Origin of the sequence: Methanomethylovorans sp. PtaU1.Bin093, from assembly GCF_002067275.1 — an archaeon.
Taxonomy (GTDB): domain Archaea; phylum Halobacteriota; class Methanosarcinia; order Methanosarcinales; family Methanosarcinaceae; genus Methanomethylovorans.
In genome coordinates this window covers 1-25,865 of the sequence record NZ_MVQX01000048.1, presented here as the reverse complement: position 1 = coordinate 25,865, position 25,865 = coordinate 1, and the positions used below count along the sequence as shown (strand labels likewise).

Sequence of the window (25,865 nt, the reverse complement as noted above, 5' to 3'; positions counted from 1 at the left end):
ATCATACAAACTGCATCGTAAAAATGATTACTGTGGAAGCAACCCTCATGAACATGGTCACGCCTTAAGGTCGGATTCTCCCGGCGGTAACATCATAGCGATCTTATCAGGAGAAGCTGCCTGTTTTACAAATGATGCATCCCCTATTGCATCCACATACTTCCTGTATATCTTTTTTGCTATGTCGTTCTGGTTGAACTTGCCTGGCACCAGCTCTATAACGTGCTTCGCCCTTGTGCTTATGGCAGAAAGTGGACCGCCTATTACCCTTGTCTCTTCACCCATTTCAATACCAACTGCAACTCCTACAGGCACGTCCTTTAGATAGTTCCTTTCACCCCGGATAATGAAAGACCCTTTCTTTACGTATTCACCTGACTCCGGAGTTTTCGAAACCTGTACTGGGTTCACCCAGTAACAGTCCGCACTGAACTGACCTGATTTCCAGATACTGGAATATGACACTACGAAACGGGCTGCTTCCTCAATGGTCTGCGGCGGTACTTCTTTACCACCCGTCTTGATCACGGTCAGTGGTGCACCTGGCATCTGAGTATGCAGCACGATGTCCCTTTTTTCCATGTACTTTACAAAGATCTCCTCATTGGTATCAGCATCTCTTCCCCCTATTACCAGAAAACCATCAGATGACACGAACCATCTGAATCTATCATACCAGTGCTTCTTAATGCGAACGGTACCTCCTTTTCTGGCTGCAGGCTTTTCTTTTTTCTGCATGGCCAGTTTTGTCTGCTCGATAGACCTTATAGCACCTTCCTGCTTTTTCGTCAGTTTTTTGGACTTCTCGTAATATACCTGAGCATTCTGAGGGACGGTCTTAGTTACATCTATATTCGCTTTCATGCCCATGAGGTCAAGCACCACTGTTCCTGTAGCTGGGTCTATGCTCAATATGGACTTAGCAGCCGGAACAGAATCCTTTGCAGCCTTTATGGTGGACTTTATCTGGTCCCATGAGTAACCTTTATCCCTTGCATTGGAAAGAACGTTCAGGACATCTTCTACAGCCTGGTAATTAGCATAAATGGTTTCTGCAATGGAAGTTTGTTTCTCAGACTCTTTGCCATATTTCTCCACGGCCTCTTCCTGCTGTTTTAACCTGCGTTCCAGAAGGTCGACTTTTTCCTTTTTTACCGCAATGACCTGCTCGGTGATAGAAGCAGCTTCCCTCTTACCGAAATATTCATCCAGAGCTTTGTTAAAGGAGGGAAAACGTTCCTTTGTAAGTTCACGGTAAACTTCCAGTTCAAATGGTACGACATCTATTGACTGAGAAGCATCCCCCTCACCTTTCTTGATAATACACGGATCTAACTTCCCGGTCTGCAATGGAGAAAAGGTTTCCTTCATTGCCCGAAGAAGCATTTTTATTTCCTCTAAGCCTGCTTCTGCAACCGGCAGGTTCTTTTTGATCCCTGCCCTGGAACATACTTCTTCAGAAAGAAGGCCGCCCAGATTGAACCTGGTGGCGATCGTGCGTACAACATCCGAATCAGATGAACTGAAGACTGCAAGCATCTGTTCTTCATTTACCTCAAGAGGGCTGATCTGTGCTTCAGGATAAGTGTATATCTCACCACTTCTTACCCTGCGACCTTTGAACGTTGCAGGGTTCATGGGAAGAATGATGCGCCTTTCATTGTCAATGAGCACGATATTGCCTCTGGCAAAAAGCTCAGCCACCAGGACGGTTTCCACACCGCCCCTGACAAAACCTATCTCTATTATCCTGTCAAAATCATACTGTTTAATGGAAACTATCCTGCTGCTCATTACATGTTTGCGCAGTAACATAGGAAATGACTGCGGGATCTTAGGGCTCGGAGAAGCATACTGGCTCAGATGGGCCCTCTTTCCGGCCTGGATTATGAAGTCCACTCTACCCTTACCAAAAACAAAGAGGTTGAAACGTATCTCATCTTCCAGTGGCTGATAGATCTTCCCTACTTTGGCATCAATGAGCGAAAGTTCACCTGAGCTTAGTTCTGCCACAAGAGCTGCAACATCTGCACTTGTCATTTCCTCTTTCATAAAGCGACTATAATGCAGGTGTTGACTATAAGGTTTATGACAAGAAAGTAATATTAATGATAGGACATCGAACTAACAATGAAACGATAGCAACAAGATATAAAGAAGAAAATGAATGAGAAGACACGAAATTTTCTTGTGAACAGGTTCCAGGCCTATTACTCACAGGCTGAGATACACCTGCCCCCGGAACACATATCCCGCGAATGGGGATTTATCTCTTTCAGCGATAGTTCTGAAACTTTCATGAAGCGGCACATTGCCTTCGGCTCTAAAGGAGAGATCACGGACTACCTGAAAGGAATAGCTCCCGCTCATGCATATTATTCTGTTGCATACTACGAGTATCCCAGCGCTCCGAAGATGAAAGAGAAGAACTGGCAGAAGGCAGATCTTATCTTTGATATTGACTCAGACCATCTTCCCGGAAAGATCATTTCTTATGCTGACATGCTGGAAAAGGGAAAAAAAGAAACTTTTAAACTAATGGAATTCCTGCTTGATGACTTCGGATTTGATGAAAAGGACGTACATATTGTGTTCTCAGGAGGCAGAGGGTACCATTGCCATATAACCGACCCTTCTGTCCTGCATCTGGAAAGCCCCGAAAGGCGTGAGATCGTTGATTATGTCAGTGCGAAAGGAATAGACCTTGAAAGGATACTTGACACAAAAGAAGTAAGTGGAGATGCAGGAAGAGAGAGTGCACAGATGATGGTATTTCCCTCGGAAACTGAAGGCGGCTGGAAAGGAAGAATAAACAGGTATTTTGTTTCTTTTATGAAAAACATAGTTGCCATGGACGATGCTGAGGAAATCCTAAGGGGATTCAAAGGCATTGGAGAAAAAACGGCCCGACAGATAATAGAAGTATTTAGAGATGAAGCACAAGTGGAAGTATTGAAGAAAGGTAATATTGATGTTCTGTCTGGGCTGAATAAAAAAATAATCAATACGTTGATAGAGGAAGGAATTAAGAAAATGTCAGCTGTTGTGGATGAGCCTGTTACAGCTGACATCAAGCGCTTGATACGTCTTCCCGGGTCTTTACATGGTGGTTCCGGCCTTAAGGTAATGTCTTTAAATATCGATGACCTGGAAAAGTTCGAGCCTTTAAGAGATGCGGTGGTCTTCGATGATAGACCGGTCAGGTTAAAAGTTATAAAGCCTTTTGCAGTGCAGATGAAAGGGAAGGATATCGAGGTGGAACCGGGTGAGCAGGAACTGCCGGAATATGTGGCTGTACACCTTATGTGCAGAGGAGTTGCGGAATCTGGATAAGAAACAGGATAGAATGAAAAGATATGATCTTACGATGAGACTGCTCTGTAAGAGCACTCCTCTAACTTAAAAATCTTAGCTTGGTAACAAAGGAGGTATTATCACACTGCTGAACAATAAAGGTTTAAAGGTTGATGGAGTGTCATATACATCTCAGCAGGCCCAAAAAGAAGGATGGACCGTTGTGTTCTAAAGTTGGAAGGAAAACTACTATGGAGAATGAGGTGTCGAGACTGGATATCGAGTATGCGGCAGTGCACCTGATGTGCAGAGGTGCGACAAAATATGGATAGAACAGAATTGAAAGATATCCTGCGCAGTGAGAGCAGTTCTTCCCTCAGGTCCTTAAGTTCCGATTTCTACGAGAGTGTAGCTAAGTATATTCGGGAACTGGAAGATGAGATAAGACTGATCAATAATCCCAGATCCGTTGAATCCAGAATGCTGGAGGATGAGCTTCAGAGTGCTATCACCGACATTGAAGTAATATTCCTGCGCAGAATAAAGAAGATCACTACAAGGGCAACTTCCAATGCCTTTTCCAAAAAGTCCCCTAGTCAGGATATGGACAAACTATTGCCCGCTGAAAGAAAGATATATGATTCTGTATTATCTGCCATAAATTCTGCAAGAGGAGAACTGCTCGAACCCATACTCAATCCGGAAACGATAGTGGCTTCAAAGACCGTACCTTGCAGGGAAAGCACTTCAATGGAAGTTGCCCTACACCAACATGATCAAAGAGAAAATGACCTAACCACTTCGGATGTGCCTGAAATAAAGGAGCCGGAAAGAACACAGGAAGTGCCTGGAAAAAACATTCCAGAAGTAATAGGCAAAAGTAATATAAATGAAGAGTTCGTTGTTGTGCGAATACTGAACGACTTACCTACCTTTAAGGCTTTAGATAATCGTGATTATACGCTGAGTGCAGAGGATGTTGTTGTTTTGCCGACCCCTAACGCACAAGGTCTTGTGAAACGCAACGTGGCACACATCATCACAAAACTATGATTCAGATCAATAAAGGTGTAGATAATGAAGATCCCAAAAAGATTCAGAACACACTGCCCTTTCTGTAAAAAGCACACAGAACATGTGGTGGAGAGGGTGAAGAAAGGAAAAGCTTCCTCACTGACACATATAGAAAGACAGAAGAAGCGCCAAATAGGAATAGGCAACAGCGGAAAGTTCTCCAAGGTTCCTGGTGGAGACAAACCCACAAAAAGGATATATCTCAGGTATCGCTGCTCAGAGTGTAATAAGTCCCATCAGAGACCGTGCTTCAGAGCAAAGAAATTCGAATTTGCGGAGTGATGAACAATGGCAAAACCAAAAAGCAGATTCTTACGTGTCAAATGTAATGACTGTGAGAACGAACAGGTTATCTTCGGCAGTGCAAGTACCAAGGTAACATGCCTGGTCTGCGGCAGGACCCTTGCAGAACCTACAGGCGGCAAATCAACTATAACTACACACATCCTGGAAGTCCTGGAATAAGTGTATTCAAAGTGATCAGATGGATATCAATGAGTGGCCAGATGTTGGCGATTTTGTAGTCTGCACAGTAAAGGACGTTGTGGACTTCGGTGCATACACCACACTTGAAGAGTATGGTGGAAAAGAAGGATTCATCCATATTTCCGAGATCAAGGCCGGATGGGTAAAATACGTACGTGATTATGTACGTGAAGGCCAGAAAATTGTATGTAAGGTCCTGAAAGTGGATACTGGCCGCAGACACATTGATCTGTCCCTCAAAGATGTCAATGAACACCAGAAACGTGCCAAGATCCAGGATTGGAAAAATGAGCAAAAGGCCGCAAAATGGCTGCAGTTCGTTGAAGAGGAAACTAAAATAAAAGATGAAGAGCTAGATAAGCTCAAGATCAAACTTCACGAAAACTTTGGAAGTCTGCATTCTGCCTTTGAAGAAGCGGCCATCAATGGAGAAGCTCCTTTCATAGAAATGAAGATTAAAAAGAATGTAGTTAAAAGTATTCTCAGGATAGCCCAGGAGAATATAAAACTTCCGTTTGTTGATATCGCCGGTTTTGTGGATCTGAACTGTTATCTTCCCGAAGGGATCGAAGTGATAAAAAGATCATTAATGTCTGCCAATGAGATCCAGAAAGAGGGAGTAAAGGTCGAGATAACATACACAGGTGCTCCACGATACAGGATCAAGGTAATTGCACCTGATTATAAGACTGCTGAATCTGTATTAAAGAATGCTTCTAATGCTGTTATCACTACAATACACAAACTGGGTGGCCAGGGAGTGTATCATCGTCATAACGAAAGTGTAAAGGCGTGATATACTGGTGGGTTCCAGGATAAAGAAGTGCGTCCAATGCGGACAGTATACTTTAAAAGAGAAATGTACTCATTGCGGAGGAAAAGCGGGCAACCCTTTGCCCCCGCGTTTTTCACCGCTTGACCCCTATGGAAAATATCGCAGGATTGCAAGGATCAGGGATACCAATGCGCGAGAACAGGGTAATTCATCTAGAAAAGAATGTTGATATAAAAGATCCCATATTGATCGTGGGACTTCCTGGTGTGGGCCATGTGGGAAAACTTGTTGCTGAGCACCTTGTGGAAGAACTTACTTCCATAAAACTTATTGAAATATATTCTCCTCATTTTCCTCCCCAGGTTCTCGTTAATGAGAACAGCGAGATAAGGATGGTCAATAATGAGATCTACGTTTGCAAGGCAAAAGAGCATGACCTTCTTGTACTTATCGGCGACCATCAAAGCAATACCACCAATGGACATTACGAACTCTGCGAGCTTTACCTTGATCTGGCTGAAGAGATGGGCGTAAAAATGGTGTACACTCTGGGTGGATTCCCAACCGGACAGCTGACCCATATAGATGAAGTGCTGGGTGCAGTGAGCAGATCTGAGCTGAAAAGCAGGCTGGAAGAAATTGGAGTACAATTCAAACCAAACGAGCCTGGAGGAGGCATTGTGGGTGCTTCTGGTCTTATGCTTGGCCTGTGTAAACTTAGAGATATTGATGCTGCATGTTTGATGGGCATGACCTCAGGTTACATCGTTGACCCGAAGAGCGCTCAATCATTGTTGAAAATAATCTGCAAGCTATTTGATCTGGAGATAGATGCTGGTCCCCTTGAAGAGCGTGCAAAGGAAATGGAAAAGATAGTTGCCAGGCTGAAAGAATACGAACAGCAACAACAACCCCAGATGATGCCAGAGATCGGGACCGGAGAAGAGGATCTGAGATACATAGGGTAAACCCATGAAGATCAATGCAGACCTCCATCTGCACTCTAAATATTCAATGGCATGCTCCGATCGGATGGAACTGCCTACAATGGCTGTTGAGGCTGCAAAGAAAGGGATCGATCTTCTAGCCACAGGGGATTGTATCCATCCCAAATGGCTTGAGGAAATAAAAAGAGCAGCCATTGATGATGAAACTATAAAGGTCCAAAACACTGATTTTATACTCACCACCGAGATAGAGGATAAGTTCAGAGTACACCATCTTCTTATCCTGCCCTCCATATCCAAAGCAGAAGAACTCGCTGTTGAGATGGAAAAACATGGAGACATAAAGACCGATGGCAGACCTACGGTCCGTATGGAGGGTTGTGAATTAGCCGAGGTTGCGAAGGACATAGGTGCATTAATAGGGCCTTGCCATGCATTCACTCCCTGGACATCTATGTATGCTGCACATGATTCTCTACAAAGTTGTTATGGAGATATGACAGGATACATATCTTTTGTTGAACTTGGACTCAGTGCGGATAGTGACTACGCGGACCGCATAAGTGAACTGCATAGGCTTACGTTCCTTACGAATTCCGACGCTCACTCTCCAATGGTCAACAAGCTTGCCCGGGAGTTCACACAATTAGAAGTACCGGAAGTAACTTTTGAAGGGCTTGAAAAAGCGATCATGAGAAAAGAAGGCTATGGACCGACACTTAATGTAGGGTTCTATCCTCAGGAAGGCAAATACAACGAATCTGCATGTATCAAATGTTTTACCCACTACACTATGCAGGAATCTGTGAGCTTGAACTGGAAATGCAGTAAGTGTAGAGGCCAGATCAAAAAAGGCGTAAAGGACCGGGTAAATGAACTTGCGGATCTTCCTGAACCACTACATCCTGACCACAGGCCCCCCTATGTGCATCTTGCACCTCTTTCTGAAGTGATAATGATGGCATTGGGACATGCCAGCATAAACACCAAGGGAGTACAAACGGCCTGGAACTCCCTGGTGGAAAGATTTGGCAGCGAGGTAAAAGCGCTATTGGATGTGCCGGCTGAGAACATGGGTTTTGTGGACAGGAAAATAGTTAATGCCATCATGACCTTCAGGAACGAGGAGATCATTATCCATCCGGGTGGAGGAGGCCAGTACGGCTGGCTGGAATTGCCTGCTGATCGAAAAGATCATCATACTTCCTCAAGACCTGAAAATGAACACGCTGGCAAAAAAGATAAACAGAGGTCTTTGTTCGATTTCTGAACCGCCACGATATCTATATAAAAGAGTAAAACCTTCATCAAGTTCGCAACAGCGGTGCCGAGGTGGCAGAGCGGACCAATCCAACGGAATAAATGCCCAGGAGTCTATATGCGATCGGCTCGAGACCGGTTTCCCCTGACGGGGTGCTTGGGTTCGAATCCCAACCTCGGCGTGACCTTCAAAGTCATAAACCCAACACTTTCATCTTGCTCATTATCATAATCTAAACACGGAAAACAGAAATGATCCTGATGCTTCGCTCTGGGTGAACATAATACTAGATTACCCACATTTTTTAAACTGGCTCTTTTTAACCTCTCCAATCATTTCAAGCCTTCGAGCCGTTTTTGATAGAACAGGTATTGCTGTGCATAACCACAGTAATTTCCAAAATACTGCCTTCCCCATACACCTATTTTGCTTTTGGTCATGCCATTTTTAAAGAACTCGTGATCGCCGTAATATGTCCTGATCACTTTTTCCACATGCGTATCCACAGGAAAGGCTTCCATTTTCCCGAAAGCGAAAAGTAGTATGCAATCCGCTACTTTCTCTCCTATGCCATCCAGCACCATAAGCTGCTTTTTAGCATCCTCATAGTCAAGCTCAAAAAGTTCATCAAGGTTGATATCACCATCAACTACCTGTGCTGCTGCTTTACGTATGCGATTGGTTCTGAAACCCAGCCTGCAGTCACACAGGTCAGAGTCACATGCCATCGCTAAAGCCCCCGGTTCTGGAAAACTGTAATGGTCTTCAGCAATTTCCCCGCCAAAGATGCGGGATAACTTGGCAATACCGTTCTTGATATTAGGAATGCTCCACGCTGTGGCAAGAAGATATGAGATCAAACATTCCCATGGTTCCTGCCGGATAAGGCGCATCCCCCTGTAACCGCGAATAGCCTCAGCCATATACTTATCCTTGTTCACAGATTTCAGTATCCTGTCAAGGTCATCATCTAATCGGAAATAATTGCGGAAAAAGTCCTCCGGTAATCTGGAATCAATGTGTACAAGGCCCGTCTGTAGATCCTGCCAGGCATGCACCACGTCCCCCTGCACCACACCTGTCCACACATCACCAATTTTATCCCATCTGAATACCTGACCGCAGTCCAGGGTATAGTCCAAGTTGAAATCTGTGCACTCCAGGGTATACATGTTATCACTCATTTTTGCCGCAGTTCCAGCTCCCTTAGGAACATGGAAGCTGTTACCGTATCACCGAGACCCACAGTGGAAACCGGATTATCACTAAGCAATGTAGGGAGGATGCATACCTGATGATCATCGTATGTACCAACAGCGCCACGACCCGAGCGGACAGCTGCTGCTGTTTCAATGAATCGCTCCGTCTGAGCACGGCCAAAGTCGCTCTCTGTAAGAGTTGAAGACATTGAATCTAGTTTATTTCGGTCATGCAGCTGGCCCACCGATGCAAAAATCCCGGCACAAGTTACACCAAAAATCATGGCCTCAAGCTGGGACCCGGGATCAAGGTCGATCTGTCTGGATATATGTAAGACATATTCCCTTGTGTGCACGATCATCTTCCGAAGGTTACAGGCCAAAAGGCTACGCTTTGCAGCCTCCAGTATGGAAAAAACATCCATCTCCAATATTTTGGCTGCGTGCACTTCATGTAAAGAATTTAACATGGAAAGCTCATCTTCATTCATACCTATAGAACTTACAAAGGGAGATAATCTGGAAAACACATGCAAAGCCATATATTTATTAGTAAAATGTCCAAATTCACCGTGTATTGACATGTTTGTGTTCATGGAACCCCACTTCTGCAGCTGTCCCAGCACTTTGTTAAGCTTATCCATGAAAGTGGAACCGTCAGGATAGGTTTCGAGCATCATGTGAAAACCCGAGATCAGCAGTCCATCCATCTCACCTGCATGCTTGATAGCATAATCTTCAAAATATGGATTGACCAGAAGGGACATGTTCATAATATCATAGGTAGCAATGAAACGGTTCTCCCTCGGAACTGTGAAAACGATATCTCCGTATTCAACATGCTCTCCTTTTTTGAAATCGAACACGAAGTGTATGGGTTCATCTTCTTCACATTTTGCTTCTTTAGAACAGGAAGCAGATCCCGGAATATAAATTGCCTTTTTGGAAAAAAAAGAAAGTTGTCGCGGCGTGGGGTTAACCACATTGGGAACCACAAGCTCCGCACCCATCTCTGAAAGCACATTTGCCATTATCCCCATATTGCCACCCATTCTGAGTTTTGATCTATGCATGAACTGGGCCTTAAGAAGTTTGAAGACCTCCGGTCCTTGGATAAGCCACTCTGCACCTGTGCCCTCTTTCATGCAGAACAGAAGCCCCGCAAGAAAATCGGACATGGATCTTATAACACCAGGAGGATTCGTTATTTTTTCCATCACCTCTGCTGTATCCTCAGAAGAGAGCATAGCACATACTTCATCTGCGGTGATCGAATACAAGGCATCGATGTTGGCATTGTATGCACAGAGTATCTTCATCCCATACTCCTGTCAGTTGGCTTCATTCTTTTTTCTGAGCATAGCAAGGATAGCTGCAAACGCACCTGCTGAGATGGTATCACCAATTCCCACGGTAGCTACCGGGTCAGGTACCACTTTTGTGGGAATGACAATAAGGTCGTGATTAAGAGCACAAACACATCCATCCTCGAACTCAGTGCCGGTACACACGTCCCTCCGCACAAGATACTTTTCCAGCTGCTCAAGGTCATTGTGGCCTCTTTCGGATATTGGGACACTGAGGCCTGTCCCTCCTTCCTTGAGGCTGCCAATGCCACCATGCAACGCCTGGGCTGCGGCAAGGGTCGATGAGAACATCAAAGCATCCCTGTGCTCTTCCACTGAAAGCGGGAAATCTCTGGAAGCTACGCATATGTAGAAACCCAGGGAATGTATATGGACCCTTTCAAGCTTCAGTTCGCATAAGAGCTTAACAGCACCCTCATACAGCGCAGAGATACTATTCTCACCTTTACTGATAACAGCATATGCCAGCTCTTCGTGACCCAGCACATTAAGAGCATTGGCTACCTCCACCGTATCCAGCCCTAAAGAGGAGACATGCTTATACACAATATCCTTAAGGATCGTTTTTCTTATGACCTTGTTCTGGATAGAAGTGAACTCCACATGTATACGCATATCGGGGCTCCCTTCCTTTAGCCTTTTGATGACTTTCACGGCCTTTCTCACATAATCCCGGTAAGTAGCCCCGTCCTCATATTTCTCTTTGATCATCTGATAACCTGCAAGGATGGCACCATCGATCATCCCATTCATGTGAGGGATCTGATCATATAGCTGCTCACTCATGTCTATGCGCAGCCATGAGGGTCTGGACGAGATGATCAAACGATTATCCCTGGGAACTTCAAATATCTCTTCAGCATATTCAACTTTTGTGCCTTTTGAGAACTCAAGTATCCAATTGACCTTTGGACGCTGGTTTACATCATAGGCATCATGAGGGTGCTTTAACCTGAGAACACCATTTTCCATCACCGGATATTTAAGATTTGGAGTATCAACAAAATATTCGGCTTGTTCCTTGGACAACCATGGGACATACGTTATGACATTATTGATCCCAAGATTTGCCAGAAGATTGGAAATGATACCTGCCTGACCCCCCATGCGGGCCTTATCGAATACCATGTTATCCATGAGCCACTTGTGGGTATCAGTAGTATATGTGGGAACTTCTGCGGCTTTGCCATCCCGCATGGCTATCACAAGCCTTGCGACAAGGTCCACAGGATCCTGGATCTCGCGGGGATATTCCGCAACTCTTTGCTGCACTGCTTTTGTCCCCACTATGGAAATAAGTTTTTGGATATCCTTTTCACTGACATGCTTAATAGCATCCACGTTGCTGTTGTATGCAACAAAGACGCCATTTATGTTATCCAGTATCTCACTGATACTGGAAAATGCCATAGAGTAGCGTTCCTCCCATCCTTCGATGTCCATTCCTTCACCCCTTATTTAAAAAAGAATGCTGAACTTATGTTGTATAGTCAGCATTTATGCGCACATAATCGTAAGTAAGATCACAGCCCCATGCGGTGGCACTGCTTTTCCCCAGCCCCAGATCGACCACAATATCGACTTTTGATCCCCCCATTATTTTTCCAAGTAAAGATAGAGCATTATCATTTGCTCCCAGGACCTCACCCCTGCTGACCAATTCGATTGTATTCCTGCCATCTGAAAAAGCAAGTGATAACTTGTGCTGGTCTACCTCTGCACCGGAATAACCCACTGCTGCTGTCACACGTCCCCAGTTAGGATCTTTACCAAAAACTGCGGATTTTACAAGTGGCGAGCGCACAATAGCCTTTGCGGCCAGGCGGGCATCCTCATCTGATAAAGCGCCGGTCACGTTTGCTTCTATCAGCCTTGTGGCACCTTCACCGTCAGCGGCGATCATTTTTCCAAGCTCTATCAGCACATGGTCAAGCCCCTGCTGGAACTCTGCTGTCACAGGCTGAATGCCTGACTTACCGGTCGCTGTTAAGAGTACCATGTCATTGGTGCTGGTATCGCCATCCACTACTACCATGTTGAAGCTTTTGTCCACAGCCCTGGTGAGACATTCATGCAATAAGGCCGAAGGCACTTTTGCATCCGTATAAGCAAAACATAGCATTGTACCCATGTTGGGCTCTATCATTCCGGCACCTTTGGCAATGGCCCCGATACGGATACCGCTATCAAGTTCAATGGCTATCTCTTTCATTGTAGTATCTGTGGTCATTATGGACCTTGCTGCAGCACGGCTGCCTTCGTGATCCGCTTTTAATGAAGCCACTACAACAGGAAGATTGGAAGCTATCCATTTTGTGTCCAAGGGCCTGCCAATGACACCGGTGGAAGCTACTGCCACATGCTCGGGACCTATAGATAATGCATCTGCCAGCATGCGGGCCATTTCCCTTGCATCTGCAAGACCCTGTTCACCGGTAAAAGCATTTGCATTGCCACTATTGACGATCAGGGCACTGAGCTTGCCGTGTTTTTGAAGATGCTCCCTTGTAACCACCAGAGGAGCAGCAATTACCTTGTTCCTGGTAAACATTCCTGCAGCATTGCCTTCTGCCACTATCACTCCAAGACCCATTTTTCCGGATTTGATACCCCAGGCTTGAACTCCTTTTACAGCGCAGATGCCACCATCGATCGTGTTCATTGTTCCTTGTTCCCCCCAAGTCCATGTATGATATCACCACGAGTGATGATACCGACCAGAATATCATCCTCTACGACCGGAAGGCGGTTCACCTTGTGCTTCGTGATAAGCCTGACCGCGTCCTGGATACTATTTTCCGGAGAAATCACATGCACATTCTTTTGCATGATCTCGCTGACAGGCTTTGAACCAATGTCATCCAGCATGTGTTTGGTCTCTTCCCAGTTAAGAAGTTCACGTATAGGTATCTCTATTACCTCAAAGGGACTGGGTAACCACAATCCACCTGGTTCCGGGACTTCCAGTAATTTGAGCAGATCGCCTTCTGAAACTATGCCTACGACCCTGCCCTTTTCTACCACCGGCAGACCACTAATGTTATGCTTTTTGAGCAACAGAGAAGCTTCACTTATGGTTGTGTGAGGATCGCATACGATCACATCGGTATTCATTATGTCTTTGACTTGCATGAATTACACCATCTGAATAAACATTGAAACTTAAGGGGCCACACCTGACATCCATAAACCGGTCGTCTCACCCAGTCCACACATAAGATTCATATTCTGTATAGCCTGCCCTGATGCTCCCTTTACAAGGTTGTCAATGGCTGAGATGACAACTATACGATTATTACGGGAATCCACCTCAAAGCCTATATCACAGAAATTAGAACCCCTTACTGCACTAAGAGAGGGAACCCCGTCCACAACCCTGACAAAAGGCTTGTCCTGGTACATTTCTGCGTACAGGTCCATAACATCATATTTTGTGAGCTTGCCTTTGGTAAAGATGTGAGCTGTAGTGAGTATGCCCCTCACTGATGGAATAATATGTGGTGTGAAGCTGATCTTCGTGAGAGAGCTGTCCAGACGCTGTAGCTCCTGGGTGAACTCTGCCACATGACGATGGGTCGTTAGCTTGTAAGGCTGCACATTCTCAGCCATGTTGGGATAGTGTGAAGCCTCACTTGGATCGATACCAGCACCAGAAACACCGGTCTTGGAGTCAAATACGACACTGTCTATCATTGAGACCTGTGCAAGAGGAGCAGCTGCAAGAGTAGCACCCGTTGGGAAACAACCAGGATTGGCTATGAATCCCTCATGTTTCACTTCGGGATGCAGCTCCGGCATTCCGTAGGCTACGTTACGCGGGTCGAGGTGTTTGATGCCATATACTTTCTCAAAGATCTCTGTCTTAAGACGGTAATCAGCACTCAGGTCGATAACCCTCACTTTGTCGTCAAGGATCTTGGGCACGATCTCCATAGCAGTACCATGAGGCACAGCCACAAAGATCACATCACACCTGTCCTTTATTTCCTGCGGATCAGGATTTTCGAACTGCAGGTCCACCATATCTTTAAGATGCTTATGGGTCGCAGATACTTTCTTACCCGTCAGCTTGCGGGATGTTGCCAGTTCTAGCCTGGCCTGCGGATGGTTAAGCAGCAAGCGCATTAGCTCGCCACCTGTGTAACCGGATGCACCGATGATTCCTATGTCAAGCATGATATTCACTTTCGTATATACGATAAAGATTAACCAGGGTATTATTTAATGCTTGAACTAATAAAAGGGTTTGTCAGATATGTAGCTTAACAGCAAAGACAAGGGATCATATGCTTTTTGTTCAGGATAATGACAGGAAAAGTAAGCCAGAAACCACTGCTCCGGCAAAAGTAGCATAGAAGTTCACGCCACTATTAGATAATATTCCTCTGTTCTGAAGTGTGGCACCCAGTAAGCTGTCAATGTTAGTACCAATAAATCCTCCGAGACAGGTGATCAAAAGCCCCAGATAGATATTCTCCACCCTTCCAAACAAAATTGCCAGGACAGCTATCACAAGAGAACCAAATATGCATGCAAGTTCACCAAGTATAGTGACAGCACCATCGCGGCCTGGCTTTGCCGGCTTAAAATTTGTGATCATCCGTGGCCTTTCCTTTGAGGTGGTGCCTATCTCACTTGCAAGTGTGTCACCTGTTGCCGTTGCAACAGTACCCAGATACGAATACATGATGACCTCACTGTATTGAGGATAGATACCATAGGCAATGGCAAGCACAAGAGCTGCCATACTGTTACTGAAAACATTCTCGTAGCTCCTCACACCACCCTTTGCTTCAGCTATGCCAATAGATGCCTTGTAAGCATACTTGTACTTGGTGAAACCTCCACCCAGTATAAAAAAAGTCAATAATAGGAGGAACCAGAAAATATCAGCAAATACTATGATCAGCACGCCCAGAAGACTTGCACCCAAAAGAGCAGATATATCTGCTATACGTGCTCTGTAAGCAAGGTAGCCCAGCAGCAGAGAAAAGAGAAGAGCAAAGAACATATGTGCTGGTGGCACTGTGTATCCAAAAGATGCAAAAAGCCACATGACCATGCCTGATCCAAAAACAATCGATATGTTGTCATCCACCCTGGAGGGAATAGATTCAAAAAGAGCTCCTGTGACTGAACCAATAACTGCTATGAAAAAGATCATGTCATAGGAAACATTGATTCCTTCCCAATGAATGATCCACGCTCCTACCAGAAAAGCTGAAATGATGCCCACTATTAGCATGATAAGGCTTGAAGGCAAATGGAACACCTCGCTGTTTTCTCCTTTGTACCTCTTTTCAGGATAATCTAGTCTTGCCAGGCACTTTAATTGATTTTGTTTCCAATACTTAAAGATGTTAGCAGAAGCAGTTCCGAAAGTGCTGATGGACACAGCCCCGCCGATCACGTATATGGGAAACGTCACCCCTTCCAGGCTAAAGCCATATTTGAACAGCAGAAGCAGAAGAATGGAAAGAACAAGATTGTTTGCACTTCTGAGACCTTTATCGATCGGCTTTTTGAACAGGTTTTTGCCACTTTCCTGTGTGGAAAGGATCTGGTATAGTCTTGATCTTCGGGACAAACGTCTCAGGATCAGAAGCATGAAGAACATTATAAGTGCCAGTATACCCAGAGAAAGAAAAGGATATAGAAGACATGTGAGCCCAAGCGAAGCATGGAGCAGATACCTGATGTATATGGGATCCGTTTCCTTGGTAATATCCTCTATCTTATTCATGTTCACCCATTCCGAAACTGTTGCACATATGTCAAAGAACATATATATTTGTGATGTGTGCCTCCGGGAACAAGGATATATTTTAAAAATTCCGTGAATGAATGCATTGACACTGATATGCTGAAAAGAATGAATATGTTAAAATAATAGGAGATTTTAACTCAACTGAATAAACTATCATGATTCGATCCTGATTGACCAAATACTGCGATTTTTTAAGGGAGTTGCAAAAAAAGGAAGGCTGAATATGCAGGAAGAGATAAAAGAAATAGCAAGTCGTGTTAAGGAGCTGCGTGAGATATCTGACATCACCGCAGACGAAATGGCCGGCAGGTTGAACATAGATACTGGCACCTATCAAATTTATGAAGCTGGTGAAGCAGATATTCCCGCCAGCATCCTCTATGGGATATCCAATGAGCTTAAGGTCGACATGGCAGTGCTGTTAAAAGGCGAAGATCCGCGAATGCACGTTTTTACGGTGACACGTAAGGATAAAGGCATAAGCGTGGAAAGAAGAAAAGAGTACAAATATCAGAACCTTGCTGCCAATTTCGTGCACAAGAAAGCCGAGCCTTTTGTGGTTAAAGTGGAGCCTAAACAGGAAGGAACCAAGATATCCATGAATTCCCATCCCGGACAGGAATTTGATTTTGTGCTTGAGGGCACTTTAAAGGTGGTCATCCATAATAATGAGATCGTTCTTGAAGAAGGAGATTCCATATTCTTCGATTCCAACTATCCGCATGGTATGGCTGCAGTAGGCGGAAAGAGTGCAAAGTTCCTGGCAATTATAATGTAAGTGGAGAAGATAGAACATGACCTCTTTATTAAACTGTTTCGTTCCTGTTGCGGATTTTAATTCCTATGAGGATTTTAAGGAAAATTTCACCATCAATGTCCCTGATAATTTCAATTTCGCCTATGACGTTGTAGATGTTTATGCTGCCCAGCAGCCACAAAAACAAGCCCTTGTCTGGTGTGATGACAATGACAATGAGGCGGTCTTCAATTTCAGGGACCTGCAGTACTACAGCAACAAGACAGCAAACGTGTTCGCCAAGTATGGTATAAAGAAAGGCGACAATGTAATGCTCATACTGAAAAGCAGATATGAGTTCTGGTTCTGTCTGCTTGCTCTGCACAGGATAGGAGCTGTGGCCGTCCCTGCCACCCACATGCTTACAAAAAAGGACATAGTATATCGCGTGGAGCTTGCAGACATAAAGGCAGTAGTGTGCGCCAGGGACGACTATGTACTTGGCGAGATCGATGCTGCGCATAAGGAATGTGGTTCCATCCTTAAGCACATAATGGTACTGGGCGCAGAACGCAAGGGTTGGATCAACTTTAATACTGAACTGGAAGCAGCCTCAGAGAACTTCAACCGTCCCACGGGTGAGGAGGCGACCACCAATAGTGATATCTCAATCATATATTTCTCATCGGGTACCACAGGTTTGCCAAAGATGGTACAGCATGATTTTGCATATCCTCTGGCACATATAATAACTGCGAAATACTGGCAGAACGTGACAGATGGTGGCCTGCACTACACAGTAGCGGACTCCGGATGGGCTAAATGCATCTGGGGAAAGATCTATGGCCAATGGATAGCAGGCAGTGCGGTCTTTGTGTATGACTATGACAGGTTCTCTGCAGATAAGATGCTGGAAAATACCGCAAGATACAATGTTACTACTTTCTGTGCTCCTCCCACTATATACCGATTCCTTATCAGAGAGGATCTGAGCAAATATGATTTCAGTAAGCTCAAATACTGTGTTGTTGCCGGTGAACCCTTAAATCCTGAAGTTTACGAACAGTTCCTTGAACTTACAGGTTTAAAACTCATGGAGGGTTTTGGCCAGACAGAAACCGTGGTGAGCGTGGCGACATATCCCTGGATGGAACCCAAACCCGGTTCCATGGGCAAGCCTTCTCCGCTGTATGATATCGAACTGCTGAATGCACAAGGAAATGCATGTGAAGTGGGTGAAGAAGGAGAGCTATGCATAGACACGAGTTTCAGTAACCCGCCAGGTATATTTGCAGGTTATCGCTTAGAGCCTGAAAGAACCGCAGACGTGTGGCATGATGGCTACTATCACACCGGAGACATGGCCTGGAAGGACGAAGATGGCTACTTCTGGTTCGTGGGCAGAGCAGATGATATTATCAAGACTTCGGGATACAGGGTTGGTCCTTTCGAAGTGGAAAGTGCATTAATAGAGCATCCTGCAGTGCTCGAATGCGCCATTACCGGCGTTCCCGACCCCATACGTGGTCAGGTGATCAAGGCTACCATAGTGCTTACAAAGAACTACACGGCCAGTGAAGAGCTTAAGAAGGAATTGCAGGAACATGTGAAGAAGGTCACTGCCCCATACAAATATCCACGTATAGTAGAGTTTGTCTCTGAATTGCCGAAGACCATCAGCGGTAAGATCAGGCGTGTGGAGATACGTGACAAGGACAAGGAGCAATAAAGATCTCCTGTGGTGAACTATTTATAATATATGTATAGTAGCAAATGCCAAAAATGCAGAGATCGACAAACATAAATGGCCGTTCCAATACGGCCATTGTTTTTTGGATGCTGGGATTTGCTGATCAATGCACCTTGAGTGTCAGAGGCTTGAAATAATGTCGGATCTAATGGAAAAAAAGGACCCTTACCCGGTAATAAATGCGTTGGAGTGCAAAGCATGCGGGCGCTGCATAATTGCCTGTCCGAAAGATGTACTTCGGATGAGCGAATGTCTCAATGAAAGAGGATACCACTATGTGGAATATGTGGGTTCGGGGTGTATAGGATGTGCTAACTGCTACTATACATGTCCTGAGCCTCTGGCAATAGAGATACATATTCCCCTCAAGGAATGAATAGGCTTCGAGGAGAGTTCATCATGGTAACACAATTAGTAAAAGGCAACACTGCAGTTGTTATCGGGGCATTGTATGCAGGCTGTGACTGCTATTTTGGCTACCCGATCACTCCTGCCAGTGAGATATTGCATGAAGCATCCTCCTATTTTCCCATGCTGGGTAGGAAGTTCGTGCAGGCGGAATCAGAAGAAGCGGCTATAAATATGGTATATGGAGGTGCTTCAGCTGGTCACAGGGTAATGACAGCTTCATCAGGCCCGGGCATCAGCCTGAAGCAGGAGGGCATTTCATACCTCGCAGGTGCAGAACTGCCCTGTGTGATAGTGGACATAATGAGAGCAGGGCCTGGTCTTGGTAACATTGGCCCTGAACAGGCCGACTATAATCAGATCGTTAAGGGAGGAGGACACGGTAACTACAAGAACATAGTCCTTGCCCCGAATTCCGTGCAGGAGATGTGCGATCTTACTCTAAAGGCTTTCGAGCTTTCCTTCAAATACCGTAACCCTGCCGTTGTCCTTGCAGACGGTGTACTGGGTCAGATGGTGGAACCACTGAAGTTCCCCACAAGTGCAGTACAGCCGCAGATAGATACTTCCTGGGCAGTGGCTGCTACCCCGCAGACGCGCAGGAACCTGATAACTTCTATCTTCCTTGATTTTGAACAGCTTGAGGGATTCAACAACAAGCTGCAGGAAAAGTACGAGCTCATTGAACAGCAGGAAGTGGCCTATGAAGAATATATGATGGCAGATGCTGACATCGTCCTCGTTTCATACGGGATCAGCAGCCGTATCTGTCGATCTGCTGTGGAACAGGCGAGAAAGAAAGGGATCAGGGTTGGTCTTTTCAGGCCTGTCACTCTTTTCCCCTTCCCTGAAAAAGAGCTTTTCAAGTTAGCACAGACAGGAGATCGCACATTCATCTGCGTGGAAATGAGCAATGGACAGATGAGAGAGGATGTGCTGCTTGCAACAAGATGCATGAGGCCTGTTGAGCTTGTGAACAGACTTGGAGGGAACCTGATAACTTTCGACCAGGTGATGCAAAAGATCGAAGAGGTTGCAAAAGGAGGCTCAATATGAAAGAGAAGGTCATAGGCAGGCCAGCTGGCCTTTATGCCGAATTCCCCAGAAAAGGAGGAGCTGCTCCCACTGCCACTCACTACTGCCCGGGATGTGGACATGGCATACTGCACAAACTTATAGGTGAGGCTATGGGTGACCTGGGTATCCAGGACCGTACAGTGATGATCAGCCCCGTAGGCTGCGCAGTGTTCGCATATTATTATTTTGATTGCGGGAACTTACAGGTCGCTCATGGCCGTGCTCCTGCAGTGGGTACCGGTGTTTCCAGAGCCCTTGATCATGCGGTCGTTATTTCCTACCAGGGAGACGGGGATCTTGCATCCATTGGTCTTAATGAGACGATCCAGGCTGCCAACCGGGGAGAGAAGATAGCTGTGTTCTTCGTGAACAACACTGTGTACGGTATGACGGGAGGCCAGATGGCACCAACCACCCTCATTGGAGAAAAAACGGTTACATGTCCCACCGGACGTGACCCCAGGTATGCAGGTTATCCTATGCACATGTGTGAATTGCTGAGCAGTCTGCAGGCACCTGTATTCATCGAAAGGGTGTCTGTTTCAGATATAGCCCACATCCGCAAGGCTCGTAAAGCTGTCAGAAAGGCTCTGGAGATCCAGCGTGACGGTAAAGGCTACGCTTTTGTGGAAGTACTCTCCACCTGCCCCACGAACCTGAAACAGGATGCAGAAGCGAGCACAAGGTTCGTGAACGAGCAAATGGAAAAAGAATTCCCTCTGGGTAATTTCAGGGACAGGTCCGAAGAAACCGAACCACTATGCCGTAATGTAAGTGATTTCACTAAAGAAGCCATAGACAAAGCTTTCAACCTTGACACAGAGGCATCACCTGATGCAGTGGAAGATCCTGCTTTTGGACAGGTATTGATAAAAGCTGCGGGTTTTGGCGGACAGGGTGTGCTGAGCCTTGGACTTATAATTGCAAAAGCAGCCTGCAGAGCACAGAGACATGTTTCATGGTACCCGTCGTACGGCCCGGAGCAAAGAGGAGGTACGGCTAACTGTTCTGTGGTGATCTCAGGTTCTGCTATAGGGTCACCTGTAGTATACGAATCAAACATATTGATCGCAATGAACCGCCCTTCGCTGGAAAAATTTGCTCTGGACGTAAAACCCGGAGGTGTCATACTTTATGATTCGACCATCGGGGAATATGACATTCCTGAAGGAGTAAGAGGTATTGCGGTACCTGCCATGGAGATAGCCTGCAAGACGAAAGCAGAGAAGGCCGCAAACACAGTGATGCTTGGAGTGCTGAAGGAACTGGGTGTCACAAAACTTCCGGCAGATGCATTTACTGAAGCTCTGGCAGAGAACTTTGCAGGGAAACAGAAACTCATCGACATCAACAAGAAAGTACTGGAAGCAGGAGCACAGTGGGTCAGAGATAATCTGTAAAGGCAGAGATAAGATCCCAGGCTCCTTGCTTCTTTTTTCTTTTCCAATTGATATAGAAATATTATGTACTTCCCTGAAATTTCAAAGAATTTCCTGAATATTATGTTCCGTCTTTTGATGAGTGATCAAGAGTGCATACTATCTGGGCAGTACCAAATATGCTTGTCAGTGGTACAACAAATCCAATACCACATCCTGGTTCATTGATACCTATTGAATCCTTTATGGCTGCCACTATCGGATCTACCATCTCTGCTTCTGCTATTGTCAGAACTATCTCCTTTTCAGGTTCTATCATTAAACCAAGCAGGCTTTTGTTCTCATGGACACCGGTACCACGACCGTATATAATTGTACCACCTTTTGCACCTGCTTTTCTGGAAGCGTTTACAACTTTGTCGCCCCAGCCTTTTTTTACAATCGTTACTACCAATGAAAATGAATTTCCTTGTGACATTACCTCATCTCCTCTTATAATTCACATATATACCAAGCAGCATGACAAATATGATAGGTGCCAGAGCTATCATTGCAATAAGCCCAAAACCATCCACCACGGCATCTCTCCCACTATGTCCTGAAGCCATCCCTACTACCATGGACATGAGGAACGTGACAGCCATAGGACCAGTGGCAACTCCTCCTGCATCAAAAGCAATACCAATGAAATCTTTGTCAGACAACCATAGTAACACCAACGCCAACAGATATCCCGGAACGATGATGTATAAAAAGGGTATACCGTATACGATCTTTGCCATCGCGACAGCAACAAATACCGCAACACCAAAGGACAAAGTGTAAAGCATGAGCTTTGCTCTTATATATCCGCTTGAAGATTTTTCTATCTGATAAGAAAGTACCCTCACGGCAGGTTCAGCAAACGTGGCCAGAAAACCAAGAATAAAACCTAATGGTATTAAGATCCATATTTGTTCAAGGTTGCCAAAGAACTCCCCCATTTTAAACCCGATGGGATAAAGTCCATTGTATACCCCATAAAGGAATATGATCATCCCTATAGCTGTCATTAACATGCCTATTAAGATCTTAGTTACCTCAAAGGAAGGAAGTTTCAAATATCTTAGCTGAAAGAACATAAAAAATATAACTATAGGAATAAGTGCCAGGAGAACCTCAATTGTGATGTCTATTATCCCTTCCATATATTCTGCCTCAATGTGATAGAATTCCTAAGATCATCAGGCTCAGGATAGGACCAAGAGATGCAAGTCCTATCAAGCCATAACTCTCTGAGAGTTTAGACTTGCCTCTAAGAACGGAAGATATACCTATTCCAAGGGCCAGTATCACAGGCACTGTTACCGGACCCGTGGTCACACCGCCAGAGTCAAAGGATATTGCAAGATACTCAACTGGTGTAAAGAAAGCAAGTAAAACTACGATCAAATAACCGACAAATAACATATGCTTCAAAGGGATGCCATAAATTATTCTGAGCATAGATGCAGCCACGAAGAAACCTACTCCCAGTGATATAGAAATAATTAGCGTAGTTCTTTGTATGCCATTATCTGAAACCGATTCTATCATGGTGCTCAGCACCCTTACATCCGGTTCAGCTACAGTCGCCATAAAAGAAAGTAAAAATCCTATTATGGCAATGAATATCACCGATCCGTGTTTTGGCAGATCAGCTCCAATGGCCTCTCCGAGAGGTAACATTCCCAATTTAACACCCATAAGGAAAAGACCCATGCCAAATATCACAAATATGGCTCCTTTAAGGAAAGTGATCACAAGATCGAGATCCATACCCATGAACAGCAGGATAATTAACATAACTGCTATTGCTAATGGCAATACTGCTTGTAGTACTTCCTTATACGTTTCTTTGAAATCCTGGATCATGATATGTTCCTGAAAGATGTGTTTACAGATATTATTATTATTAGTATATATTAAAAGGTTATCTGAACATCAGTATAAATCTCTGTTTATTCTGACTTTTCAGAAAAGTACAAATATGGAGAAAACTCTTCTTATTATGAGGATCTGAATGACTAAAAAGAGGACGTCGAATGGATCATGCACTTCTGATGAAAATATGTGTGAGTGTAACCCCTGTTCTGCATACAACGTAGAGGCAATCCTCAGTGTTGATGAAAGAGGACAGATGGTGCTCCCAAAAGAAGTAAGAGAAAAAGCCGGTATTAGAACGGGAACTAAACTTGCTCTGATAAGCTGGGAGAAGGAGGGTAGCATCTGCTGTCTGGCTCTTATTAAGGCAGAGGATCTTAGCGGAATGGTAAAAGAGGTACTTGAACCCCTGATGCATAAAGGTGATTGAACAGGAGACCTGATCATGTCCAGTGACAAAATTACCAGTTCTGCGTGCTCATGTGTACCTCAGCCAGATAAAAATCAGTTCATCACTCTGACAAGCAAGATGCAGGAATCTGAGATTCTTGCAACTACAAGTAGGAGCACTCTTAATGATAGACTTGACCATTTCTTTGCCCGTGTGGGTGTGAACAGGATGGGACATATTGTAAAGCCCGGTCTTTACAAACTAGGGAACCCGACTCGTGATTCTCAGGTTTTTGTGTCTGCAAACTACACCCTTAGCTTTGATGCTCTGCGCTGCGCGCTTGCGGGCACTGACTGTTATATCCTTGTGCTGGATACTAAGGGTATCAATGTATGGTGTGCTGCAGGTAAAGGTACATTCGGGACAGACGAGCTAGTAAAGCGCATTATGTGGTCGGGACTTTATAATATTGTCCGCCACCGTACTGTCATAGTGCCACAGCTTGGAGCTCCGGGGATCTCAGCACATGAAGTACAGAGCAGGTCTGGGTTTAAGGTAGAATTTGGTCCTGTCCGTGCCACTGATCTTCCGGAATACCTTAAAACACACAAAGCAACACCTGAAATGCGCAGGGTGCATTTTGCGTTAAAGGACCGGCTAGTGCTCACACCGGTGGAATTGAGACATGCATCACTTCCCACAGTAGTTGCTGCTATCGCCCTTTACCTCCTGGCAGGTTCTATTGCAGCCCTTGCAGCGATCACCACGGTAATTACAGGCACTGTACTGTTTCCTGCCCTGCTTCCATTCATTCCTACACATGATTTCAGCACTAAAGGGCTTATATTGGGTCTGCTGGTCGCAGTTCCCTTTGCGACTTCCTTTGCAGCGGATCCTGCGATGCCCCTCTTAATGAAAGCGATCATATCACTGGCTTTTGTTTTGACCATCCCGGCTGTGACCGCATACCTGGCGCTCAACTTTACAGGCTGTACAACATTCACTTCAAGGACCGGTGTCAAAAAGGAGATCTATCGATATGTACCCGTTATGGCGCTTATGGCAGGTTCCGGAACTCTGCTCCTGATAATATTTGGAGCAATACGGCTTATGGAGATGGTCTGATGTTTGATTCTTATGTAGAAAATACACTGCAATATCATCCTGACAGGTGTATCAACTGTCTGCGGTGTACTCAGGTTTGCCCTCACGGGGTCTTTGGCGAAGGAAAAGGACATGTTGAACTCATGCGTCCTGCCGCATGCATGGAATGCGGTGCATGTGCCAGCAACTGCCCTGCCCGGGCAATAGAAGTGCAGAGCGGTGTAGGCTGTGCATGGGCAATGATAGGAGCTGCACTAAGAGGTAAGGATATGGATAGTGGTGATTGTTGTTGCGGAGGCGAAGACGGATCCTGCTGTAAGTGAACTTTCAAGAGTACATCTTGTCGAAAAGCAATGAAAATGCCTGTTTTCCATAATAGGAAACAAAGTTTGATAAGGGTGGATGATATTTCAATTAATACTGAACCACTTTTGCATAGACTTGCACATGCAAGAGGACTAAAAATGAGAGTTGCACATACAGAAAAGATCCTGCCCTGTATAGCTGATCCCTGGAAGCTGAGGATCATTGCGCAACTGGACGAAGCACCTGATCTTCCTTTGATAGCCAGGTATCTGGATGGCAAGTATTCTGAGAAGTTAGGTATGGTTATCGTAAGAAGCGGTATTATAGAACTTAACTTTTTTCAGAACGGCCAGGTCACAATACGGATGGTAGACTCTGAATCAGAAGCCATTGAATTTGTCAACAGGATGCTGACAATGGCGTATCATAAGGCGATGATAGCAGGGGACCTTTAAGGGTCGTATTATAAACCATTATCAGTCCTCAGGCACTGAGTAAAAAGAAAAATACAGATAAGTTGGAGATCTTAATCCTTGTCACCTGCACAACAGCAGGATACATTGCCTCTAAGGATCTCTTTCCATTCGCCTATGACATCATGGGTCCAGCAGTCATCCGCACCTGCAGCTTCACGCATCGTCA

The 25,865-nt window shown here is 45.1% G+C and carries 28 protein-coding genes and 1 tRNA gene; 18 read left to right on the top strand and 11 right to left on the bottom strand.

All coding sequences use genetic code 11. From position 1 onward, the window contains the following. Positions 1-57 precede the first annotated feature (57 nt). A complete protein-coding gene (gene rqcH, locus A4E24_RS05140; RefSeq protein WP_292352212.1) occupies positions 58-2,052 on the bottom strand; it encodes a ribosome rescue protein RqcH in 1,995 nt (664 codons plus the stop codon). A 111-nt stretch (positions 2,053-2,163) separates the two neighbouring features. On the opposite strand from rqcH, the gene priS reads away from it, so the two are divergent. The 9 genes from priS to A4E24_RS05095 all read left to right on the top strand — a co-directional run bounded on the left by priS (position 2,164) and on the right by A4E24_RS05095 (position 8,018). Next, positions 2,164-3,333 carry a DNA primase catalytic subunit PriS gene (priS, locus tag A4E24_RS05135; protein ID WP_292352211.1) on the top strand — a complete coding sequence of 390 codons (1,170 nt, stop codon included), beginning with the start codon at positions 2,164-2,166 and terminating at the stop codon, positions 3,331-3,333. 285 nt (positions 3,334-3,618) lie between these two features. Beyond that, positions 3,619-4,347 (top strand): hypothetical protein, encoded by a 729-nt coding sequence (locus tag A4E24_RS05130; RefSeq protein ID WP_292352210.1) that lies wholly within the window; start codon positions 3,619-3,621, stop codon positions 4,345-4,347. A 24-nt stretch (positions 4,348-4,371) separates the two neighbouring features. Further along, entirely contained in the window at positions 4,372-4,650 is a 279-nt protein-coding gene (locus tag A4E24_RS05125) for a 50S ribosomal protein L44e (RefSeq protein WP_292352209.1), read from the top strand. Between the two features lie 6 nt (positions 4,651-4,656). Beyond that, on the top strand, positions 4,657-4,833 hold the full coding sequence (locus A4E24_RS05120) for a 30S ribosomal protein S27e (protein WP_292352208.1): 177 nt from the start codon (positions 4,657-4,659) through the stop codon (positions 4,831-4,833). Positions 4,834-4,852: 19 nt separating this feature from the next. Next, positions 4,853-5,650, top strand: a complete 798-nt coding sequence (locus tag A4E24_RS05115) for a translation initiation factor IF-2 subunit alpha (RefSeq protein WP_292352207.1) — start codon at positions 4,853-4,855, stop codon at positions 5,648-5,650. Between the two features lie 7 nt (positions 5,651-5,657). Next, complete coding sequence (locus A4E24_RS05110) at positions 5,658-5,858, top strand: RNA-protein complex protein Nop10 (RefSeq protein WP_292352206.1); 201 nt, start codon at positions 5,658-5,660, stop codon at positions 5,856-5,858. Beyond that, entirely contained in the window at positions 5,818-6,597 is a 780-nt protein-coding gene (locus A4E24_RS05105; RefSeq protein WP_292352205.1) for a proteasome assembly chaperone family protein, read from the top strand. Before A4E24_RS05110 ends, A4E24_RS05105 begins: the two co-directional genes overlap by 41 nt. A 4-nt stretch (positions 6,598-6,601) precedes the next feature. Continuing rightward, positions 6,602-7,846, top strand: coding sequence for an endonuclease Q family protein (locus A4E24_RS05100; protein WP_292352204.1), 1,245 nt, complete (start codon positions 6,602-6,604; stop codon positions 7,844-7,846). A gap of 56 nt (positions 7,847-7,902) precedes the next feature. Then, a tRNA-Ser gene (locus A4E24_RS05095) sits at positions 7,903-8,018 on the top strand. A 151-nt stretch (positions 8,019-8,169) separates the two neighbouring features. Here the strand turns inward: A4E24_RS05095 and A4E24_RS05090 are convergent. From A4E24_RS05090 to A4E24_RS05060, 7 genes are all read right to left on the bottom strand, one after another. Continuing rightward, positions 8,170-9,009 carry a DNA-3-methyladenine glycosylase gene (locus A4E24_RS05090; RefSeq protein WP_292352203.1) on the bottom strand — a complete coding sequence of 280 codons (840 nt, stop codon included), beginning with the start codon at positions 9,007-9,009 and terminating at the stop codon, positions 8,170-8,172. Positions 9,010-9,017: 8 nt separating this feature from the next. Next, positions 9,018-10,355, bottom strand: coding sequence for an ADP-dependent glucokinase/phosphofructokinase (locus A4E24_RS05085; protein WP_292352202.1), 1,338 nt, complete (start codon positions 10,353-10,355; stop codon positions 9,018-9,020). 12 nt (positions 10,356-10,367) lie between these two features. Further along, positions 10,368-11,846 carry an ADP-specific phosphofructokinase gene (gene pfkC, locus A4E24_RS05080; protein WP_292352201.1) on the bottom strand — a complete coding sequence of 493 codons (1,479 nt, stop codon included), beginning with the start codon at positions 11,844-11,846 and terminating at the stop codon, positions 10,368-10,370. Positions 11,847-11,880: 34 nt separating this feature from the next. After that, a complete protein-coding gene (gene argJ, locus A4E24_RS05075) occupies positions 11,881-13,065 on the bottom strand; it encodes a bifunctional ornithine acetyltransferase/N-acetylglutamate synthase (protein WP_292352200.1) in 1,185 nt (394 codons plus the stop codon). Further along, entirely contained in the window at positions 13,062-13,535 is a 474-nt protein-coding gene (locus tag A4E24_RS05070) for a CBS domain-containing protein (RefSeq protein WP_292352199.1), read from the bottom strand. The genes argJ and A4E24_RS05070 overlap by 4 nt, the downstream gene beginning before the upstream one ends. Before the next feature lie 30 nt (positions 13,536-13,565). Next, entirely contained in the window at positions 13,566-14,579 is a 1,014-nt protein-coding gene (gene argC, locus A4E24_RS05065; RefSeq protein ID WP_292352198.1) for an N-acetyl-gamma-glutamyl-phosphate reductase, read from the bottom strand. A gap of 121 nt (positions 14,580-14,700) precedes the next feature. Beyond that, on the bottom strand, positions 14,701-16,146 hold the full coding sequence (locus tag A4E24_RS05060; protein WP_292352197.1) for a TIGR00297 family protein: 1,446 nt from the start codon (positions 16,144-16,146) through the stop codon (positions 14,701-14,703). Positions 16,147-16,393: 247 nt separating this feature from the next. On the opposite strand from A4E24_RS05060, the gene A4E24_RS05055 reads away from it, so the two are divergent. The 5 genes from A4E24_RS05055 to A4E24_RS05035 all read left to right on the top strand — a co-directional run bounded on the left by A4E24_RS05055 (position 16,394) and on the right by A4E24_RS05035 (position 21,541). After that, positions 16,394-16,948: a helix-turn-helix domain-containing protein gene (locus A4E24_RS05055; RefSeq protein WP_292352196.1), complete on the top strand. Its 555-nt coding sequence runs from the start codon at positions 16,394-16,396 to the stop codon at positions 16,946-16,948. A gap of 16 nt (positions 16,949-16,964) precedes the next feature. Beyond that, the gene (locus A4E24_RS05050; protein WP_292352195.1) at positions 16,965-18,635 is read left to right on the top strand and encodes an AMP-binding protein; all 1,671 of its coding nucleotides are present in this window, start codon (positions 16,965-16,967) and stop codon (positions 18,633-18,635) included. A gap of 157 nt (positions 18,636-18,792) precedes the next feature. Continuing rightward, on the top strand, positions 18,793-19,032 hold the full coding sequence (locus tag A4E24_RS05045; RefSeq protein WP_292352288.1) for a ferredoxin family protein: 240 nt from the start codon (positions 18,793-18,795) through the stop codon (positions 19,030-19,032). Positions 19,033-19,055: 23 nt separating this feature from the next. Beyond that, positions 19,056-20,120, top strand: a complete 1,065-nt coding sequence (locus A4E24_RS05040; RefSeq protein ID WP_292352194.1) for a 3-methyl-2-oxobutanoate dehydrogenase subunit VorB — start codon at positions 19,056-19,058, stop codon at positions 20,118-20,120. Further along, entirely contained in the window at positions 20,117-21,541 is a 1,425-nt protein-coding gene (locus A4E24_RS05035; RefSeq protein ID WP_292352193.1) for a 2-oxoacid:acceptor oxidoreductase family protein, read from the top strand. Before A4E24_RS05040 ends, A4E24_RS05035 begins: the two co-directional genes overlap by 4 nt. A gap of 100 nt (positions 21,542-21,641) precedes the next feature. Here A4E24_RS05035 and A4E24_RS05030 read toward each other — a convergent pair whose 3' ends face one another. Genes A4E24_RS05030 through A4E24_RS05020 form a run of 3 tightly spaced genes read right to left on the bottom strand, consistent with a single transcriptional unit; the run spans position 21,642 to position 23,413 of the window. Next, positions 21,642-21,998: a P-II family nitrogen regulator gene (locus A4E24_RS05030; protein ID WP_292352192.1), complete on the bottom strand. Its 357-nt coding sequence runs from the start codon at positions 21,996-21,998 to the stop codon at positions 21,642-21,644. Between the two features lie 4 nt (positions 21,999-22,002). After that, positions 22,003-22,707, bottom strand: a complete 705-nt coding sequence (locus A4E24_RS05025) for a DUF1538 domain-containing protein (RefSeq protein ID WP_292352191.1) — start codon at positions 22,705-22,707, stop codon at positions 22,003-22,005. 10 nt (positions 22,708-22,717) lie between these two features. Beyond that, positions 22,718-23,413 (bottom strand): DUF1538 domain-containing protein, encoded by a 696-nt coding sequence (locus A4E24_RS05020; RefSeq protein WP_292352190.1) that lies wholly within the window; start codon positions 23,411-23,413, stop codon positions 22,718-22,720. Positions 23,414-23,561: 148 nt separating this feature from the next. Here A4E24_RS05020 and hgcC point away from each other — a divergent pair, with 148 nt between their 5' ends. The 4 genes from hgcC to A4E24_RS05000 all read left to right on the top strand — a co-directional run bounded on the left by hgcC (position 23,562) and on the right by A4E24_RS05000 (position 25,678). Next, on the top strand, positions 23,562-23,852 hold the full coding sequence (gene hgcC, locus A4E24_RS05015) for an HgcAB-associated protein HgcC (RefSeq protein WP_292352189.1): 291 nt from the start codon (positions 23,562-23,564) through the stop codon (positions 23,850-23,852). A gap of 15 nt (positions 23,853-23,867) precedes the next feature. Continuing rightward, positions 23,868-24,938: a mercury methylation corrinoid protein HgcA gene (gene hgcA / locus A4E24_RS05010; RefSeq protein ID WP_292352188.1), complete on the top strand. Its 1,071-nt coding sequence runs from the start codon at positions 23,868-23,870 to the stop codon at positions 24,936-24,938. Continuing rightward, a complete protein-coding gene (hgcB, locus tag A4E24_RS05005) occupies positions 24,938-25,240 on the top strand; it encodes a mercury methylation ferredoxin HgcB (RefSeq protein WP_292352187.1) in 303 nt (100 codons plus the stop codon). Before hgcA ends, hgcB begins: the two co-directional genes overlap by 1 nt. Before the next feature lie 141 nt (positions 25,241-25,381). After that, positions 25,382-25,678 (top strand): hypothetical protein, encoded by a 297-nt coding sequence (locus A4E24_RS05000; RefSeq protein WP_292352186.1) that lies wholly within the window; start codon positions 25,382-25,384, stop codon positions 25,676-25,678. The last annotated feature ends 187 nt before the right edge of the window (positions 25,679-25,865 follow it).

What these genes read in the sequence shown, in the direction of transcription:
- A4E24_RS05040 (WP_292352194.1), top strand. Translation starts at nt 19,056, where the DNA reads ATGGTAACACAATTAGTAAAAGGCAACACTGCAGTTGTTATCGGGGCA.
- A4E24_RS05055 (WP_292352196.1), top strand. Translation starts at nt 16,394, where the DNA reads ATGCAGGAAGAGATAAAAGAAATAGCAAGTCGTGTTAAGGAGCTGCGT.
- A4E24_RS05045 (WP_292352288.1), top strand. Translation starts at nt 18,793, where the DNA reads ATGTCGGATCTAATGGAAAAAAAGGACCCTTACCCGGTAATAAATGCG.
- A4E24_RS05060 (WP_292352197.1), bottom strand. Translation starts at nt 16,146, where the DNA reads ATGAATAAGATAGAGGATATTACCAAGGAAACGGATCCCATATACATC.
- A4E24_RS05025 (WP_292352191.1), bottom strand. Translation starts at nt 22,707, where the DNA reads ATGGAAGGGATAATAGACATCACAATTGAGGTTCTCCTGGCACTTATT.
- hgcC (WP_292352189.1), top strand. Translation starts at nt 23,562, where the DNA reads ATGACTAAAAAGAGGACGTCGAATGGATCATGCACTTCTGATGAAAAT.
- hgcA (WP_292352188.1), top strand. Translation starts at nt 23,868, where the DNA reads ATGTCCAGTGACAAAATTACCAGTTCTGCGTGCTCATGTGTACCTCAG.
- A4E24_RS05120 (WP_292352208.1), top strand. Translation starts at nt 4,657, where the DNA reads ATGGCAAAACCAAAAAGCAGATTCTTACGTGTCAAATGTAATGACTGT.
- A4E24_RS05000 (WP_292352186.1), top strand. Translation starts at nt 25,382, where the DNA reads ATGAGAGTTGCACATACAGAAAAGATCCTGCCCTGTATAGCTGATCCC.
- A4E24_RS05100 (WP_292352204.1), top strand. Translation starts at nt 6,602, where the DNA reads ATGAAGATCAATGCAGACCTCCATCTGCACTCTAAATATTCAATGGCA.
- A4E24_RS05125 (WP_292352209.1), top strand. Translation starts at nt 4,372, where the DNA reads ATGAAGATCCCAAAAAGATTCAGAACACACTGCCCTTTCTGTAAAAAG.
- argJ (WP_292352200.1), bottom strand. Translation starts at nt 13,065, where the DNA reads ATGAACACGATCGATGGTGGCATCTGCGCTGTAAAAGGAGTTCAAGCC.
- A4E24_RS05115 (WP_292352207.1), top strand. Translation starts at nt 4,853, where the DNA reads ATGGATATCAATGAGTGGCCAGATGTTGGCGATTTTGTAGTCTGCACA.
- A4E24_RS05085 (WP_292352202.1), bottom strand. Translation starts at nt 10,355, where the DNA reads ATGAAGATACTCTGTGCATACAATGCCAACATCGATGCCTTGTATTCG.
- A4E24_RS05070 (WP_292352199.1), bottom strand. Translation starts at nt 13,535, where the DNA reads ATGCAAGTCAAAGACATAATGAATACCGATGTGATCGTATGCGATCCT.
- A4E24_RS05105 (WP_292352205.1), top strand. Translation starts at nt 5,818, where the DNA reads ATGCGCGAGAACAGGGTAATTCATCTAGAAAAGAATGTTGATATAAAA.
- argC (WP_292352198.1), bottom strand. Translation starts at nt 14,579, where the DNA reads ATGCTTGACATAGGAATCATCGGTGCATCCGGTTACACAGGTGGCGAG.
- pfkC (WP_292352201.1), bottom strand. Translation starts at nt 11,846, where the DNA reads ATGGACATCGAAGGATGGGAGGAACGCTACTCTATGGCATTTTCCAGT.
- A4E24_RS05035 (WP_292352193.1), top strand. Translation starts at nt 20,117, where the DNA reads ATGAAAGAGAAGGTCATAGGCAGGCCAGCTGGCCTTTATGCCGAATTC.
- A4E24_RS05050 (WP_292352195.1), top strand. Translation starts at nt 16,965, where the DNA reads ATGACCTCTTTATTAAACTGTTTCGTTCCTGTTGCGGATTTTAATTCC.
- priS (WP_292352211.1), top strand. Translation starts at nt 2,164, where the DNA reads ATGAATGAGAAGACACGAAATTTTCTTGTGAACAGGTTCCAGGCCTAT.
- A4E24_RS05020 (WP_292352190.1), bottom strand. Translation starts at nt 23,413, where the DNA reads ATGATCCAGGATTTCAAAGAAACGTATAAGGAAGTACTACAAGCAGTA.
- hgcB (WP_292352187.1), top strand. Translation starts at nt 24,938, where the DNA reads ATGTTTGATTCTTATGTAGAAAATACACTGCAATATCATCCTGACAGG.
- A4E24_RS05130 (WP_292352210.1), top strand. Translation starts at nt 3,619, where the DNA reads ATGGATAGAACAGAATTGAAAGATATCCTGCGCAGTGAGAGCAGTTCT.
- A4E24_RS05030 (WP_292352192.1), bottom strand. Translation starts at nt 21,998, where the DNA reads ATGTCACAAGGAAATTCATTTTCATTGGTAGTAACGATTGTAAAAAAA.
- rqcH (WP_292352212.1), bottom strand. Translation starts at nt 2,052, where the DNA reads ATGAAAGAGGAAATGACAAGTGCAGATGTTGCAGCTCTTGTGGCAGAA.
- A4E24_RS05090 (WP_292352203.1), bottom strand. Translation starts at nt 9,009, where the DNA reads ATGTATACCCTGGAGTGCACAGATTTCAACTTGGACTATACCCTGGAC.